This window comes from Burkholderia sp. 22PA0106, assembly GCF_047497155.1.
Taxonomy (GTDB): domain Bacteria; phylum Pseudomonadota; class Gammaproteobacteria; order Burkholderiales; family Burkholderiaceae; genus Burkholderia.
Map to the genome: position 1 here is coordinate 1,028,668 of NZ_CP163162.1, position 16,358 is coordinate 1,045,025.

General features: G+C 69.1%; 13 protein-coding genes. 7 read left to right on the forward strand and 6 right to left on the reverse strand.

Annotated features, from left to right (window positions below; all coding sequences use genetic code 11):
- The first annotated feature begins 35 nt into the window (after window positions 1–35).
- Window positions 36–1,565 (forward strand): threonine ammonia-lyase, biosynthetic, encoded by a 1,530-nt coding sequence (ilvA, locus tag AB4850_RS04440; protein ID WP_414441959.1) that lies wholly within the window; start codon window positions 36–38, stop codon window positions 1,563–1,565.
- Between the two features lie 36 nt (window positions 1,566–1,601).
- Here ilvA and AB4850_RS04445 read toward each other — a convergent pair whose 3' ends face one another.
- Entirely contained in the window at window positions 1,602–2,192 is a 591-nt protein-coding gene (locus tag AB4850_RS04445; protein ID WP_414441392.1) for an IMPACT family protein, read from the reverse strand.
- Window positions 2,193–2,375: 183 nt separating this feature from the next.
- On the reverse strand, window positions 2,376–3,173 hold the full coding sequence (locus AB4850_RS04450) for a class I SAM-dependent methyltransferase (protein ID WP_414441393.1): 798 nt from the start codon (window positions 3,171–3,173) through the stop codon (window positions 2,376–2,378).
- 281 nt (window positions 3,174–3,454) lie between these two features.
- Between AB4850_RS04450 and AB4850_RS04455 the strand changes: the two genes are divergently transcribed.
- The 3 genes from AB4850_RS04455 to AB4850_RS04465 all read left to right on the forward strand — a co-directional run bounded on the left by AB4850_RS04455 (window position 3,455) and on the right by AB4850_RS04465 (window position 6,601).
- Window positions 3,455–3,865, forward strand: a complete 411-nt coding sequence (locus AB4850_RS04455) for a YybH family protein (RefSeq protein ID WP_414441394.1) — start codon at window positions 3,455–3,457, stop codon at window positions 3,863–3,865.
- 64 nt (window positions 3,866–3,929) lie between these two features.
- A complete protein-coding gene (locus AB4850_RS04460; RefSeq protein WP_414441395.1) occupies window positions 3,930–5,387 on the forward strand; it encodes a purine-cytosine permease family protein in 1,458 nt (485 codons plus the stop codon).
- An 80-nt stretch (window positions 5,388–5,467) separates the two neighbouring features.
- Window positions 5,468–6,601, forward strand: coding sequence for a porin (locus AB4850_RS04465; protein WP_414441396.1), 1,134 nt, complete (start codon window positions 5,468–5,470; stop codon window positions 6,599–6,601).
- A 51-nt stretch (window positions 6,602–6,652) separates the two neighbouring features.
- Here the strand turns inward: AB4850_RS04465 and AB4850_RS04470 are convergent, their stop codons facing one another.
- Together AB4850_RS04470 and AB4850_RS04475 are read right to left on the reverse strand one after the other, a co-directional pair.
- Window positions 6,653–8,785, reverse strand: coding sequence for a TonB-dependent receptor (locus AB4850_RS04470; protein WP_414441397.1), 2,133 nt, complete (start codon window positions 8,783–8,785; stop codon window positions 6,653–6,655).
- Window positions 8,786–9,114: 329 nt separating this feature from the next.
- Window positions 9,115–9,564, reverse strand: a complete 450-nt coding sequence (locus AB4850_RS04475) for a DUF2946 family protein (protein WP_414441398.1) — start codon at window positions 9,562–9,564, stop codon at window positions 9,115–9,117.
- A 172-nt stretch (window positions 9,565–9,736) separates the two neighbouring features.
- Between AB4850_RS04475 and AB4850_RS04480 the strand changes: the two genes are divergently transcribed.
- From AB4850_RS04480 to AB4850_RS04490, 3 genes are all read left to right on the forward strand, one after another.
- Window positions 9,737–10,228 carry a DUF2946 family protein gene (locus AB4850_RS04480; protein WP_414441399.1) on the forward strand — a complete coding sequence of 164 codons (492 nt, stop codon included), beginning with the start codon at window positions 9,737–9,739 and terminating at the stop codon, window positions 10,226–10,228.
- Between the two features lie 191 nt (window positions 10,229–10,419).
- On the forward strand, window positions 10,420–11,877 hold the full coding sequence (locus tag AB4850_RS04485; RefSeq protein ID WP_414441400.1) for a PepSY-associated TM helix domain-containing protein: 1,458 nt from the start codon (window positions 10,420–10,422) through the stop codon (window positions 11,875–11,877).
- 259 nt (window positions 11,878–12,136) lie between these two features.
- Entirely contained in the window at window positions 12,137–14,314 is a 2,178-nt protein-coding gene (locus AB4850_RS04490; RefSeq protein WP_414441401.1) for a TonB-dependent receptor family protein, read from the forward strand.
- Between the two features lie 69 nt (window positions 14,315–14,383).
- On the opposite strand, the gene AB4850_RS04495 is transcribed toward AB4850_RS04490, so the two are convergent.
- Both AB4850_RS04495 and AB4850_RS04500 read right to left on the reverse strand, forming a co-directional pair.
- On the reverse strand, window positions 14,384–15,145 hold the full coding sequence (locus tag AB4850_RS04495; RefSeq protein WP_414441402.1) for an IclR family transcriptional regulator: 762 nt from the start codon (window positions 15,143–15,145) through the stop codon (window positions 14,384–14,386).
- A 36-nt stretch (window positions 15,146–15,181) separates the two neighbouring features.
- On the reverse strand, window positions 15,182–16,327 hold the full coding sequence (locus AB4850_RS04500) for an FAD-dependent monooxygenase (protein WP_414441403.1): 1,146 nt from the start codon (window positions 16,325–16,327) through the stop codon (window positions 15,182–15,184).
- Between the last annotated feature and the right edge of the window lie 31 nt (window positions 16,328–16,358).

Here is a 16,358-nt window from a genome sequence, read left to right on the forward strand (position 1 = left end):
GCCGTCAGGAAACCGTCACCCCCCCGTCCGCCGACATCACGTCGAGCCTCGATGCCTATCTGAAGAAGATCCTGACCGCACGCGTTTACGACGTGGCGATCGAAACGGCGCTCGAACCGGCCCGCCAGTTGTCCGCCCGCGTGCGCAACCGCGTGTTCCTCAAGCGCGAGGACAACCAGCCGGTGTTCTCGTTCAAGCTGCGCGGCGCCTACAACCGCATGGCCCATCTGTCGACCGAGGCGCGCGAGCGCGGCGTGATCACGGCTTCGGCCGGCAATCACGCGCAGGGCGTGGCGTTTTCGGCGGCCCGGCTCGGCGTGAAGGCGGTGATCGTGGTGCCGGTCACCACGCCGCAGGTCAAGGTCGACGCGGTGCGCGCGCATGGCGGCGCGACCGTCGAGGTGATCCAGGCCGGCGAATCGTATAGCGACGCCTACGCGCACGCCGTGCAGGTGCAGGCCGAGCGCGGCCTGACGTTCGTCCATCCGTTCGACGACCCTTACGTGATCGCCGGGCAGGGCACCGTCGCGATGGAAGTGCTGCGCCAGCATCAGGGGCCGATCCACGCGATCTTCGTGCCGATCGGCGGCGGCGGCCTGGCGGCCGGCGTGGCCGCCTACGTGAAGGCGGTGCGCCCGGAGATCCGCGTGATCGGCGTGCAGGCCGCCGATTCGTGCGCGATGGCGCAGTCGATCCGCGCCGGCGAGCGCGTGACGCTGCCCGAGGTCGGGCTGTTCGCCGACGGCACGGCCGTCAAGCTGGTGGGCGAGGAAACCTTCCGGCTCTGCCAGGCCTTGCTCGACGACGTGATCACCGTGGATACCGACGCGCTGTGCGCTGCGATCAAGGATGTGTTCCAGGACACCCGCAGCGTGCTGGAGCCGTCGGGCGCGCTGTCGGTGGCCGGCGCGAAGCGCTATGCCGAGCAAGCCGGCATCGAAGGCGAAACGCTGGTGGCGATCACCTCGGGCGCCAACGTCAATTTCGATCGCATGCGCTTCGTGGCCGAACGCGCCGAAGTGGGCGAGGCGCGCGAGGCGGTGTTTGCGGTGGCGATTCCCGAGGAGCGCGGCAGCTTCCGGCGCTTTTGCGAGCTGGTGGGCGAGCGCAGCGTGACCGAGTTCAACTACCGGATCGCCGACGCGCACTCGGCGCATATCTTCGTGGGGGTGCAGACGCGCCGCCGCGGCGAATCGGCCGAGATCGCCGCCAACTTCGAGGCGCACGGCTTCGGCACGGCGGACCTGACCGGCGACGATCTGTCGAAGGAACATATTCGCTACATGGTCGGCGGGCGCTCGCCGCTCGCGCACGACGAGCGGCTGTTCCGCTTCGAATTCCCGGAGCGGCCGGGCGCGTTGATGAAGTTCCTGTCGGCGATGGCGCCGAACTGGAACATCAGCCTGTTCCATTACCGCAATCAGGGCGCCGACACCAGTTCGATCCTGGTCGGATTGCAGGTGCCGGCCGCCGATCATGACGCGTTCGACCGTTTCCTGGCCACGCTCGGCTATCCGTATCACGAGGAAACCGCGAACCCGGCGTATCGGCTGTTCCTGGCCTGAAGCCGCAGGCTTCGGCCGCCGCGCCGGGCGTTCGGTTCACTCGAACGCGGGAAACCCGGCGCGCCCCTGGGTGGCGTCGAACAGCGTGTCGCGCGCCGCGGCCACCTCGGTCACGGGCAGCTTGATCGCCAGCCGCACCGTCATCGCATAGGCGCTGTCCACCAGCTCGAAGCCGGCCTGCTCGATCCAGCGGCGCACGCGCGCTTCATCCGGATAGCCGATCTCGATCGCGAGCCGCGTCATGGCGATGCGCTCGACGCGCTGCGCATCGAGCAGCGCGCCGGCGATCGCATCGGTGTAGGCGCGCACCAGCCCGCCCGCGCCGAGCTTGACGCCGCCGTAGTAGCGCACCACGGCGGCCAGCACGCCGTCGAGATCGTGATGGCGCAGCACTTCGAGGATCGGCCGGCCCGCCGTGCCCGACGGCTCGCCGTCGTCGGACATGCCCGACTGGCCGCCCGCGAGCAAGGCCCAGCAGACATGCGTGGCCCCGGCATGGGCGTCGCGCAGCGCTTGCAGCTCGGCCATCGCGGCGTCGCGATCGGCCACCGGGATCGCATAGCCGATGAAGCGGCTCTTGCGGATCTCGATCTCCTTCGTACAGATGGCCGCGAGGGTGTAGGTCATGGCGGGTGGGGCGGCAACGGCGCGGCGGGCGGGAAACCCGACATTCTACGGGCAGGCGTGGGGCGGCACGGCGTGCTGGCTCAAGCGAGACGTGGGAGGCGGCCTGGTTTGGCCCGTAGGCGGCGCTCGCGTGGCCTTCACGTTGCCCGTGCCGTTCGCACGCATCCGTCGGCTTCACCCCCTTCAGGCCGTCTGCCCCGGCGTGAAGCAATGCGCGGCCCAGCCCGGCACCGCGTGGCGATACAACAGATGCAGCCCGTCGTCGAACGACGCCACTTTCAGCCCGTGCGCAGCGGCCAGCGTGCCCAGCGCCAGCGCCGAAAACAGCGAGATATGCCCGTTGCGCGGCAGGCAATACCACCAGTCGGCGATGCCGGCTTCGACTTGCGCGTCGGTCACGAGCAGCGTGGAGACGAGAATCGCGCCGTCGTCGTCGAGGTAGCGCAGCAGCGTGGCGACGAGCGCATGCGGATCGGGATGATGCTCGAACACCTCGAACGCGAGGATGTTGCGATAGGCGCCGTCGGCCGGCTGCGCCTGCGGCGTGCCGTGATACGGGTCCCACGACGCGACCGTGCCGAAGCCGCGCGCGGCCAGTTCGTGTTCGAGCTGGCCGAAGCCCGAGCCGAAATCCAGCGTGGGCTGGCCGGCCATCGCCGGGAAATGCTGCGCGATCATCGCGGCGTTGCCGCGCGCCCGCGCGCCGGTGCAATCGGGGTCCTGCCGCACGTAATCGGCGTTGTAGATGTGGGCGGCGAAATCGTCGGGCGTCCATGCGTCGAACGCGCGCGTGAACACGAAGCGGCAGCGTTCGCACTGGTGGTAGTAGACGGGCACGCCCGCATAGGGATCGACCTTGCGGCCGGCGAAGCGGTCCGCGCCGCCCACCGAGAAATCGAGCACGCCGCACAGGCGGCTCGTGCCGCCGCAACATTTGCAGGCGGTTTCGGCGGCGGCGACACACAACGATGCAATCGGCATGGCGGTCTTCTGGCTCGGTCGGGTGCCGCCATCATGCCAGTTCCGGCCCGGGCCCACCATGCATCGACGCCGACCCATGCAAACCGCCCTCGCCAAGGCCCTCGCCGGGTGCGTCGGGGGCGGGCATTCCCCGATGGACGGCAGCGCCGGCCCGCATCGCGCATGGCCGGACGGCATACATCGATGGATCTCGATGTCTACATTGAAACGTTGATATAGGTCACGTTTTTTTGACTCAATACGATCGCAGCCAATCCATCGATACCACCAGGAACACCCCGATGAATCCGACCGAACAACAGGTGATGGCCGCCGCCGATGCGTTGATCGACGCGTTCGGCCGGCACGATCGCGAGGCCTATTTCGCGGCGTTCGCGCCCGAGGCCAGCTTCGTGTTCCATCACGTCGATGCGCCGCTGCGTTCGCGCGAGGCCTACGCGGCGCGCTGGCGCGAATGGGAGCGCGACGACGGCTTCGCGGTGCTCGGCTGCGAATCGCGCGATCGCGCCGTGCAACTGGCCGGCGACGGCGTGGCGATCTTCACGCACGCGGTGCGCACCACGCTGCGCACCCATGCCGGGCAGGACACGCTCGACGAACGCGAAACCATCGTGTTCGCGCGCGCCGGCCAGCGCTGGCTCGCCGTGCATGAACATCTGTCGCCGGCGCCGCAGCCCGGCGGCAGTGCCTGAACCCGTTCCGTCAAAGCGTCATTCAACGCCACCCGGCATCAGGACAACTGAACAAGGATTCCCCATGGAACATCCCGGCACGGCGGACCTCGGCAGCGCGGCAGCGCACGAGGCACCGCGTTTCTCCACGATCGAGACGCGCTCGATCGACTATGTGCCCGACAGCGAGCGGCACGGCAGGGTGCTCGACCAGGGGCCGTTCTGGTTCCTCGGCAACTTCCAGTTCTTCACGATCGCGATCGGTTTCGTCGGGCCGGGCATGGGCTTGTCGCTGGGCTGGACGATCCTGTCGGGCACGCTCGGCATTCTGTTCGGCACGCTGTTCATGGCGTTTCACGCGTCGCAGGGCGCGCATCTCGGCCTGCCGCAGATGGTCCAGTCGCGCGCGCAGTTCGGCTATCGCGGCGTGGTGGTGGTGTTGCTGGCCACGGCGTTCACGTTCATCGCGTTCAACGTGGTGGACGTGGTGCTGATGGCCAGCGGCCTGCATGCGATCTTCGGCTGGTCGCCGGTGGCGATCACGCTGGCCACGGCGCTGTTCGCGCTGTTCCTGGCCGTGTACGGCCACGACTGGCTGCATCGCGCGTTCAAATGGATGCTGTACCTGAGCCTGCCGCTCTATCTCGTGCTGACGGTGGCGATCCTGTTCGGCGGCGTGCCGCCCAAGGCCGCGCACGCGGGTGCGTTCAGCCTGGTGGCGTTCGCCTCGCAGTTCGCGGCCAGCGCCAGCTACAACATCACGTATGCGCCGTATGTGTCGGACTACTCGCGATATCTGCCGCGCAGCACCCGGCCGCGCGCGATCATCGGCGCGGTGTTCGCGGGGGCGTCCTCGTCGGCGGTGTGGCTGATCGCGCTCGGCGCGTGGCTGGCGTCGCGGCTTGGCGCGTCCGACGGGCTGATCGCGCTGAACGAGGCGGGCAACGCGATCTTCCGCGGCTTCGGCGCGCTGATTTCCATCATGTCGATCGGTGCGATGGTCGCCACCATGGGCCTGAACAACTACAGCGCGATGCTGACGCTGATCACCGGCGTCGATTCGTTCCGCGCCGTCAAGCCCACGCGCACGATCCGCATCGTCACGCTGGTGCTGCTCACGGCGGTGTGGGTGACGATCTCGATGCTGCTGACCGGCAACGCGATCGACATCCTGTTCGCGGCGCTGACCATGATGCTGTACCTGCTCGCACCGTGGACGGCCGTCAATCTCGTCGATTACTTCTTCGTGCGGCGCGGCCGTTACGCGATCACGCATCTGTTCACGGCCGACGGCATCTACGGCGCGTGGGGCGTGCGCGGGCTCGTGTCGTACGCGGCGGGCTTCGTGGCCTCGGTGCCGTTCTTCGTGCTGCCGGGCGTGTATAGCGGCCCGCTCGCGGCGCGGCTCGGCGGCGTGGACATCGCATGGGCGGTGGGCTTGGCGGTCGCGACGATCGTCTATCTGCTGCCGTGGCTTCGGCTCGACGCGCGTGCCGAAGCGGCCGCGATCGAGGCCAGCGACAACGCGCTCGGCCTGCATTGAACGCGGCGGGGCTCGACACCCCGCGCGCCGGATTCGATCGATAGCGGCGCAAGCCGCCATCCACCTATATAGGATAACGAATGAAACTGAAGGCTGCGACGGCGCTCGCCTGCCTGTGCGCGTCGTATGGCGCGCACGCGCAGAGCAGCGTGACCTTGTTCGGCGTGCTCGACGAGGGCATCAATTTCACCAGCAACGCGGGCGGCCATGCGGCCTGGCAGCAGACCAGCGTGGATCTCGTCACGAGCCGCTGGGGCATCAAGGGCAACGAGGATCTCGGCGGCGGGCTGCACGCGATCTTCGATCTCGAAAGCGGCTTCCAGGTGGACAACGGGCGCTTCTATTACGGCGATCGCGTGTTCGGGTACCAGTCGTACGTGGGCCTGCAATCGGACGCATACGGCACGCTGACGCTCGGGCGGCAGTTCGACACGGTGGCCGACACGATCGCGCCGCTGACGGCCAACGGCAGCTGGGCCGGCTACCTGTTCGCGCATCCGTTCGACAACGACAACACCGATGCGTCGTTCCATGCCAACAACGCGGTCAAGTTCACGAGCGCGGCGTACCACGGGCTGACGGCCACCGCGCTGTACGGTTTCGGCAATCAGGCCGGCAGTTTCGCGCGCAACCGCGCGATCGGCGCCGGGTTGAGCTACGCATGGAACACGTTGACGATCGGCGCGGTGTACGAGGATCTCGGCACGCCGGGCACCACGACGGGCGGCAGCGTCGCGCCCGACGACATGGATTTCGTCGCGGGCAACCAGAAGATCTACGGGATCGGCGCGAACTACGGCGTCGGGCCGGCGACGTTCGGGCTGGTGTATACGCACGTGACGGTGCAGCAGCCCGTGTCGTCGCTGTACGTGGGGGACCTGGGTACCGGCGTGTCGCAACTGCGTTTCGACAATATCGAGGCGAACGCGAAGGTCTGCGTGCAGCCGAACCTGTTCGTCGGTGCGATGTATACGTACACGCGTGCGCACCTGGCCACAGGCGGTGGCGACGCATCGCTGCACTGGAACCAGGTGGGGTTGATGGCGCAGTACGCGCTGTCCAGGCGCACCGGCGTGTATTCGCAGGTGGCTTACCAGCGCGCGAGTGGCGGCGCGGGCACGCCGCTCGATGGCGCTTATGTGCTCGGCTCGGCCGGGCAATCGTCGAGCGCGCGGCAGATCGTGGCGCGCGTCGGCATCACGCATGCGTTCTGACGCGCAGCGCCGAACGAGCGGCGGGCGGCGCTGCGGCCGCCCGCCTTGCGTTCAGAACTTGTAGTTGAGGATCAGTTCGAGGCGGCGGTCGCTGCCGATCAGGTATTGCGTCTCGTCGTAATAGGCGCTTTCCACGTAGTGCCGGTTGAACACGTTGTAGGCGCGGGCCGTGATCGTGGTGTCCTTGCGCGGCTTCCAGGCGAGCGCCAGATCCACGGTGGTGTACGACGCCATCGACAACTGGTTCGCCGTATCGGCATAGCGCTTGCCCACGTAGCGCAGGCCGCCGATGCCGGTCCATTCGGGCGCGAAGCGCCAGCTCACCCACAGGTTCGCCAGGCGCTGCGGCACCGAGGCCGGCACGTTGCCGTCGCGCGAGACCAGCGCGCCGCCGCTTTGCTCGGTGAAATCGTCGTATTTCGCGCGCAGCACCGCGACGTTCGCATCCACGCGCAGATCGCGCGTGACCTGCGCGCCGAAGCTCGCCTCGATGCCGCGCGACGATTGCTGGCCGATCTGGATGGACTGGTTCGGATTCTGCGGATCGGCGGCCACCAGGTTGTCCTTGACGATCCGGTAGGCGGCCAGCGTCCACTCGGCGCGGCCGTCGAGCAGCGATTGCTTGAAGCCGATCTCGATCTGCCGGCCGGTGGCGAGCTTGTAGTTGGCGCTCGACGAATTGAGCATCAACAGCGAGCTGACCGGGTCGGCCGCCACCGAATACTGGCCGTACACGGTGAAGTTCGGCGCGATGTCGTAGACGGTGCCGAGCCGCCAGCCGGTGTTCGCATAAACCCGCGTGAAGCCGCCGCCGTTGACGAGATCGTCGCGGTTGACGCTGGCATGGTCGTAGCGCAGCCCGCCCACCACCGACCAGCGCGACGTGAGCTTGAGGCGGTCCTCGGCGAACAGCGCGTACTGGTTGGCCTGCGAATCGTATTTCGGCAGCGTGCCCGCTGTGTTGATGAAGCTGCCCGGATCGAACGCGAACGGATCGACCAGCGAGCTGCCCGAATACGGCGAGTTGTTGGTGTGCGTGAACGTGGTGTGATTGAACTCGAAGCCGGCCGAGAACGTGTTGCGATGGCCGAGCACGCTGCTGTCGACGGTGGCGGTCGTCACGTTGCCGAACTGCTGCTGGTCGTGGAAGATTTCCGTGTAGCTGCTGCGCGCGATCAGGCCGCTGGCGGGTTGGAACGTGTAGTACTCCGCATCCTTCCAGTGGCGGTTGCTCTTCATCCGGTAGAACGTGCTCGTCACGTTCAGCTGCTCGGTGGGCTGCCAGTTGGCCGTCAGCGTGGCCCAACTGTCGCGGAACGAGATCAGGCTGTCGCCGACGTTGTAGTTCTTCTTGAGCAGTGCCGTGTCGAGCGCGCCGTTGACGAGCGGCACGCCGAAATAGCGCATCGGCTGCTGGTAGCCTTGCGCGTACGAGGCCGTGATCGACAGGTCGGGCGTGACGTCGTAGCGCAACGCGCCCGACACGGAAAGATTGCGCGAGTTGCCCGCATCGACCCAGTTCGCCGAGCGGTTGCCGCTGATGTCGAAGCGGTACGACAGGCGGTCGTTGATCGCGCCGCCGCTGCCGAACGCGGCGCGCGCGGTGCGTTCGGTGCCGATGCCTACCTGCAGCTCGTTCTCGATCGGCGTGCGCGTCGGCTTCTTCGGCACGATGTTGACCACGCCGCCGATCGCGCCTTCGCCGTAGATCACCGAGGCCGGGCCGCGCAGCACGTCGATGTGATCGACCGACCAGGTATCGAACGGGTAGGTCGCGCCGATCGCGCCGTAGGGGCGCACGCCGTCGAACAGTTGCGTGACCGACGACGCGCCCACGAAGCCGCGAGCCGACAGTTCGGCATCGCCGTTGCCCGGATGCGGCGAGGCGGCGATGCCGGCGGCGCGGCTCACCGCATCGATGATCGAGGCGTCGCCGCGCGTGTCCAGCGTGGCGCGGTCGATCTGCTCGACGCTGGCCGGTGTTTCGAGCGGCGTGAGGCCGAGGTGGCTGCCGGTGTCCTGCACGCGGTGCAGCGCGGTGTCGCGGCCGGCCGCGACGTTGACGGTGGGCAGAGGCTGGTCGGACGAGGCGGCTGCCGGGGCGGTTTGTGCGAACGTGCAGATCGGCAATGCGGCCAGTGCGGCCAGGGTGGCAGCGGTCGCGGAAAGCGGATAGGACTTCATGTCGAGTCGGGCGGATCGAAAGCGGACAGGAACGGCGCGCGCGGCTGCATGGCCTGCGCTATGGCCGGTGATGGCGGTTTCGGCGTTGCGTCGTGTGCTCGCTTGGGCGTCGGGACGCTGGACCGCCGAGGCGAGCGTGCGCCGTCGCGCCTCGCGGGGTTGACGCGAAGCGTTCGGGATAACGAAACGATGGAAACCGGACAGACGCGACGGGCCGTGCGCATGCCGCTTGCGCTACCGGTCATCGAGGCCGGGCGTTGAAGGGCGAGCGGAAACGGCGGCACGTGACCCGGCGCGCGCACGAAGGCACGCGGCGGATCGGCGTCGCGTCAGGCGGGAACGAAGCGGGGCGGGGCGCGCGCGCCGGGGCGGGCGTGCGCGGGAGGCGGCCGGAACCGCACGATGCGCGGGGCGGCACGGCGCGTCACCACGCCGAGGCCATTCCACAGCACGGCCACCAGCACCGTCAGCGTGATGGCGCTGGCCAGCGACGCGCTGAACGGGCACAGCTCGCCGTGGCTGCTGCCGCGCGCGTGGTGCGAATCGGGGCTTTGGGTGAGAGCGCGGGAGAGATCGTCGGCCGCTTGTGTGGCGGCCGACGTCAGGTCGAGCGGGCCATGGCCGCTGCAGATCGCGAGCCCGGCCGCGCCGTTGTCCGCACTCGTGTCGAGCATCAGACCGGCTGGCAGGATCAGGCGGAACGCGAGCACGCAGAGCATCAGCGCCGACAGGAGCGGATGATTCGCGCGCTGCGCCAGCAGATGGCGGAGTCGATTCATGGCGGGGCGTATTGTAGCCGGGTTCCGCGTACGCGTTGCCACGCGACGAGATGTCGCATGATGACCCGCGCCGATTGTCAAGGACTTCCAAGCAATTGCCGTTGCGGTGATGCCGGCGATCGCACGGCGACGGCTTCACGCGGCCCGCTGGCGGGGGTTACAATCGCGCGCCATGAACGCACTTCGCCACTTTCTGCTGCGAAGCGGCGTCGCGACACGCTTGCTGTGGGGCCTGATCCTGGCCGTGCTGCTGTCTCGCGCGCTGCTCTCGGGCGCCGTGATGCTTGCTCCGGACGGACCGGATGCGGGCGCGGTGGTGCTGTGTTCGGGGCACGGGCCGCTCGTGCTCGGCGCGTCCGCGCTGACGGCCGATTTCGGCGCGCGGGCGCCGATCACGCCGGCCAACGATGCGTTTGCTCTGGTCAGCCTGCTGCCGCATCACGATCGCGACGGTTCGGGCAGCCAGCAGAACGGCACCAATGGCGGCGACCTCTGCCCGTTCAGCGGCGCGCTGCTGACGGCGCTCACGGCGAGCCTGCTGCTGGTGCTGTTGTTCCCCGCCGCCGTCGCGCGGCAAAGCTGGCCGCGCCCCGTTGCGCGCGCGGCCATGCGCCTGACGATCGGCGATCGTCCTCCTTCCCGCGCGCCTCCTTCGTTTTCCTGAGCATTCCCTCATTGCCACGCCGTGCCGGCCGGTGCCGGTGCGCACGTGCGTGCGTCTTCCCGCTTCGCTTCATCGAAGCGGACTCCTGAATGCTGTCGAGGCTCGCATGGCGCGGGCCGCCGGCCGTCGCGCCGCCTGGCTGCCGCATCGCAGGCCGGGCCGCGCCGCCACGACGACGAGGAACCCTGCGTATGTCGACCTCCCTCGGACGCCTTGCGTCCCCCCGTTCTCCGCAAGCCGGCTACCGCACGCTGTGGCGCTGGCATTTCTATGCCGGGCTGTTCGTGATGCCGTTCCTGGTGATCCTCGCGATCACCGGCACGCTGTACTGCTTCCAGCCGCAGATCGAGCCGCTGCTCTATCCGCATCGGCTGATCGTCACGCCGCAAGCCACGCCCAGGCTCGACGCCGACCAGTTGTTGCAGCGCGCCTCGGCCGCGCTGCCGGCCGGTTCGAAGCCCGTATCGGTGGAAGTGAACCGCGCGCCGGATCGCAGCGCCGAGTTCGTGTTCCGCCTGCCGACCGGGGCGCGCGAAAGCGTCTACGTCAACCCGTACGACGGCACGGTGCTCGGCACGCTCGGCGTGGACGACCGCTTCATGCAGGTCGACCGGATGCTGCATCGCAAGCTGCTGCTCGGCAAGCCGGGCGAGCTGCTGATGGAGCTGGCCGCGTGCTGGACGCTCGTCATGATCGGCACCGGCGTGGCGCTGTGGTGGCCGCGCGAGCCGGGCCGGCTGCGCCGCGCGTTAGCGCCCGACCTGCGCCTGCGCGGGAGGCCGCTGTGGAAGAGCGTGCATGCGGTGCTCGGCATCTGGCTCGCGCTCGGCGCGGTGGCGTTCGTACTGAGCGGCCTGCCGTGGACGGGTTCGTGGGGCAAGCAGTTCAAGGCGCTCGCCACCAGCGCGAACCTCGGTTCGCCGCCGGGCGCGTGGGGCGACAGCGGGCTGCGCTCGCTTCGGCCCGGCGCGCCGCCAGCGGCGGCGGTGTCATCGGAACACGCGATGCACCACGCGCACGCCGACGATTCGATGCCCGGCATGGTGATGGACGACCTGCCGCTGCCGCAGACGCCCTGGGCGGTCGGCAACGTGCCGGTGCCCGAATCGGCGCCGGCCGCCACCGCCGCGCCTGCGCTGACGATCGACGCGGCGATCGCGAAGGTCGCCGCGCTGGGCGTGACTAGCGGCTACACGCTGGCCCTGCCGGCCACGCCCGACGGCGTGTTCACGGCGTCGTACTTCCCGGCCGATCCGAAGGCCGAACGCACCATTTCCATCGACCAGTACAGCGGCCGGACGCTGCGCGACATCCGTTACGCCGATTACGGCGCGGTGGCGCAGGGCGTGTCGTACGGCACGGCACTGCACATGGGGCGCTATTTCGGGCTGGCCAATCAACTGGTGTGCGCCGCGATTTCGCTGGGCCTCGCCGCGATGGCCGTGACCGGCTTCGTGATGTGGTGGAAGCGGCGGCCCGCGCTCACGCTCGGCGCGCCGTTGCGCGAACGCGAGCGGCCGCCGATGCGCGGCTGGATCGCGGGGCTGGTGCTGCTCGGCATCGTGTTTCCGATGATGGGGGCGACGATCGTCGCCGTCTGGCTGGCCGACCGGCTGGTGTTCGGGCGCGCGATGCGCACGGCCCATTGAGCCGCCGCCGCCCGCGCGCGCGATCGGCGCGTGCCGGTGGCCTATCGCGACACGCCGGGGGGCGTGTCGATCCCGATCGACCTTGATCGTCGCAGCCTTGCCGTGCCGTTTTGGCCCATTTGGCCCATTTGGCCCGCTTGCTCGCGCATTCGCGTGGCAGCGCCGCCGCGTGCGCCGGGCTGCGATATGGGCCGCGCGTGTCCGTTCGCCGATGGCACGGCGCGCCGCGCGGCCTCACTCGCCAATCAGACCAATGAACATGATTCGACCATCCCGTATTGCCGCCGCCGTCGCCGGCGTGTTGTCCGCCGTCTCCGCGTGGTCCGCGAGCGCAGCCGCGCCGGCGGGTGCGTTGATTGTCGCGCCCACCGGTGCGCCGTCGACCGCACCAACCGCATCGGCCGCCCCCGGCTCTGCCACCCCCGCCCTGACGCTCGCCCCGGTCGCCGTCAAGGCAACCGCCGACACCGACGCTTCGCCCACCGCCTTGAGCACGCGCTCGCTAAAGCGCCGCCTCGACCAGACGGTCGGCTCGGTCGGTTTCGTCGACGCCTCGTCCTACGCCGACCGCTACGCGTTCACGCTGCGCGACGTGCTGAAGGACGTGCCGGGCGTGTTCGTCGAGAACCGCTACGGGCAGGAGCTGCGCCTGTCGATTCGCGGCTCGGGCATTGCGCGCGGCTACCACGCGCGCGGTCTCGACATCCTGCAGGACGGCATCCCGACCAACCTCGCCGACGGCAGCGGCGACTACTACCAGATCGATCCGCTCGCGTTGCAGGCCACCGAGGTCTACAAGGGCGGCAACGGCCTGCAATACGGCGCGTCCACGCTGGGCGGCGCGATCAACTTCATCACGCCCACCGCCTACACGGCGCAGGCGCCGAACATCGTGCGCGTCGAAGGCGGCAGCTACGGCACGCTGCGCACCAGCGCCCAGGTCTCGCGCGTGATCGGCCCGCTCGACTTCCTCGCCAGCTTCAGCGTCAATCACGCCGACGGCTGGCGCGACCACGAACGCGGCCAATACGAGCAATTCAACGCGAACGTGGGCTACCGCTTCAGCCCGAGCGTGGAAACGCGCTTCTATGTCGGCGCGTACGTGGTGGATCAGAAGCTGCCCGGCTCGCTGTCGCTGTCGGACGCGCTGCACAACCCGACCGCCGCCGCGCCGAGCGCGCTGTCGGGCGATCAGGCGCGCAACACGCGCACCGAGCGGATCGCCAACCGCACCACCGTGCAACTCGACGCCGGCCAGTTGCAGTTCGATACCTGGGCGATCCACAAGAGCCTCTATCACCCGATCTTCCAGGCGCTCGATCAGGACGGCTGGACCTACGGCTTCGCGCCGCGCTTCATCGCGCATCCGACGCTGGCCGGCATGCGCGACGAGCTGATCGTCGGTGCACGCTTCTTCGGCGGGCGCACCCAGGCGAACCAGTACGTGAACGTCAACGGCGAGCGCGGCGCGCAGACGCTCGATTCCATGCAAACCGCCTTCAACTACGAGGCCTACGTGGAAAACCGGCTGTTCTTCCTGCCGACCGTGGCGCTGATGACGGGCGTGAAGGCGCTGCACTCGGTGCGCGAATACGTGGACAACGGCGGCCTGGCCACCGATCCGGCCTACAAATCCACGCGCGCGTCGTACAGCGGCCTGAACCCGAAGCTCGGCCTGCTCTGGCAGCCGCAGCGCGACGTGCAGGCCTTCGTCGACATCACGCGCAGCCAGGACGTGCCCGATTTCACCGACCTCTCGCAGACCTTCGCCACCACCACGCGCTTCACGCCGCTGGCGGCCCAGCACGCGTGGACGCTCGAACTCGGCACGCGCGGCACGCGCGACCGCCTGAGCTGGGACCTGACCGCCTACCGTTCGCTGGTGCGCGACCAGTTGCTGCAATACACGACCAACCCCGACATCCCGGCCGCCACGTTCAACGCGAACAAGACGGTGCTGCAGGGTATCGAGGCGGGCGCGTCGGTCGATGTCTGGCGCGACGTGACGCGCAAGGGCGCGGGCGACCGCATTACGCTGTCGGGCGTCTGGAACCTCAGCGATTTCCGCTTCAAGGACGATCCGCAATACGGCTCGAACCGCATCGCCGGCGTGCCGCTGAACGTGCTGCGCGCGGTGCTCGGCTACTCGCGGCCGAACGGCTTCCATCTGTCGGCCAGCGTCGACTGGGTGCCGTCGGGCGGCTGGGCCGATGACGCCAACACGCTGCGCGTGCCGGGCTACACCGTGTTCGGCGTGCAGGCGGGGATGGATTTTCGCAACGGGCTGTCGATCTACCTCGATGTGCGCAACCTGGCGAACAAGCGCTATGTGTCCGATGTCAGCACCATCGCCGACGCGCGTACCGCGTCGAGCACGGCGATCTTCTATCCGGGCGAGGGGCGCAGCGTGTTCGCGGGCATGCGTTACGCGTTCTGAGGGGAGGGGCGGCGCGCCGGCCGCAATCGTTTCGTTCTGCTCGATACGACGCAGCCGGCAGCGCGCCGCTCAGACCACGAGCCGCGCGATCTGCTGCGCGGCCGCCTTCAACTGATCGGCCAGCCAGGCCGAATGGCCGGGCCGATGCGCGAACATCTGCGATGGGCCGGCGATGCTCAACGCCGCCAGCACCTTGCCGTCGCGATCGACGATCGGCGCGGCGCAGGAATCGATGCCGGCCTCGAGCGCCGAATGGCTCCACGCGCAGCCTTCGGCGCGAACCTGCTGCAATCGCGCGGCCAGCGCGGTCCACTCCGGCGCGTCGGCCTCGTGCCATGCGGTGGCGCACATCTGCTCGACCTGTTCCGCGTCGAGTCGCGCCAGCATGACCAACCCTGGCGTGGCGCGATAGGCCGGCAGCCGGCTGCCCACGCGAATCTGGCTGACCAGCGGCGTATCCGGCATTTCCGCGAGCCAGTAAACGATCTCGTGCTGCTCGCGCACCACCAGGTAGGTGGACATCCGCGTCGAGGCGGCCACGCCCGGCAGCACCTCGCGCGCCCGCGCGATCAGGCTCGACGAGCCGAGCGCGGCCGAGGCGAGCGTCAGGAACGGCAGGCCGAGCCGGTGCCCGTCCGCCTCGGCCACCAGCATGCCGGCCTGCTCCAGTGTGGCGAGCAGGCGCATCAGCGTGATGCGGTTGACGCCGATCCGGCGCGCGGCCTCGCTGATGTTGCGCGTGGAGCCGCCTTCGGCGATGTAGCGCAGCAGGTTCAGCGCGCGTTCGACGGCGCCGGCGGCGTCAGCGGGGCGTTGCTGTGATGCGGTCATGGCGGGCAGGCAGAGGGCGTGGCGAAAGGTCCGACATCATGCCAGAGGAACGCCCCACGCATCGTAGCCGTAGACCCAATCGGCATTGCCGCCTTCCTTGAGCCAGTTGTTGCCGCGCGAGCCGATCTGGATGCGCGCGGTGCGCTCGCGCCGCGCGGTTTCATAACGTTCCAGCGCGGCGGCCAGGGTGGCCGGCGTGGCCGCGTCGAGCGCGCGCGACAGCACCACCGCATCCTCGATCGCCATGCCCGCGCCCTGCGCCATGAACGGCATCATCGGATGGCAGGCGTCGCCGAGCAGCGTGAAGCCGTCGCGGCTCCATTTCGGCAGCGGATCGCGCACGTACAGCGCCGAGGCGAGCACGGTGTCGCAGGCCGCGAGCAGCGCGCGCGCGTCGGCGTGGAAGTGCCGGTAGGCGTCGCGCAGCGCGTCGGGGTCGCCGGGTGCCGTCCACGATTCGTGGGTCCAGTCGGGCTGGGCCGTGGTCGCGAAGATGAACACGTCGCGCCCGCGGTTCAGCGGGAACGTGACGATCTGCGACTCGGGCGCCGGCCCCCACCATTTGACGAACGCGCCCACGTCGTCGCCCGCGATGCGCTCGACCGGCACCACCGCGCGGTACGACACCACGCCGGTGAATTGCGGCCGGTCCTCGCCGAACAGGAATTCGCGCACGCGGGAATGGATGCCGTCCGCGCCCACGATCAGGTCGAAATCATGGCGGCTGCCGTCGGCCAGTTCGATCGAACCACCCGCCGACTCGCCCGTCGATCCGCCCGCCTCGCGCCGCGCGAAACCGGCCACGCGCGCGCCGAGCCGCAGCCGCTCGGCCGGGATCGCCTGCACCAGCGCGTTGACCACGTCGGCGCGATGCATCGTCAATTGCGGCGCGCCGTACTGGCGCTCGGCCTCGTCGGACATCGCCAGGTGCGAAGTGACGGCGCCGGTGTCCCAGGTCCGGCTGATGCGCGCGCACGGGCGGGCCGCCGTCTCGCGCAGCAGCGCGCCGATGCCCAGGCCGTCGAGCGCACGCACCGCGTTCGGCGTCAGGTTGATGTCCGCGCCGACCCGGCCGAACGCATCGGCCTGCTCGAACACGGTGACCGTGTGACCGCCCCGCGCCAGGGCGATGGCCGCCGCCAGCCCGCCGATCCCACCGCCCGAAATACCGATCTTCAACATGTCGCTGCTCCACGTTATGTTCAAAAATGAA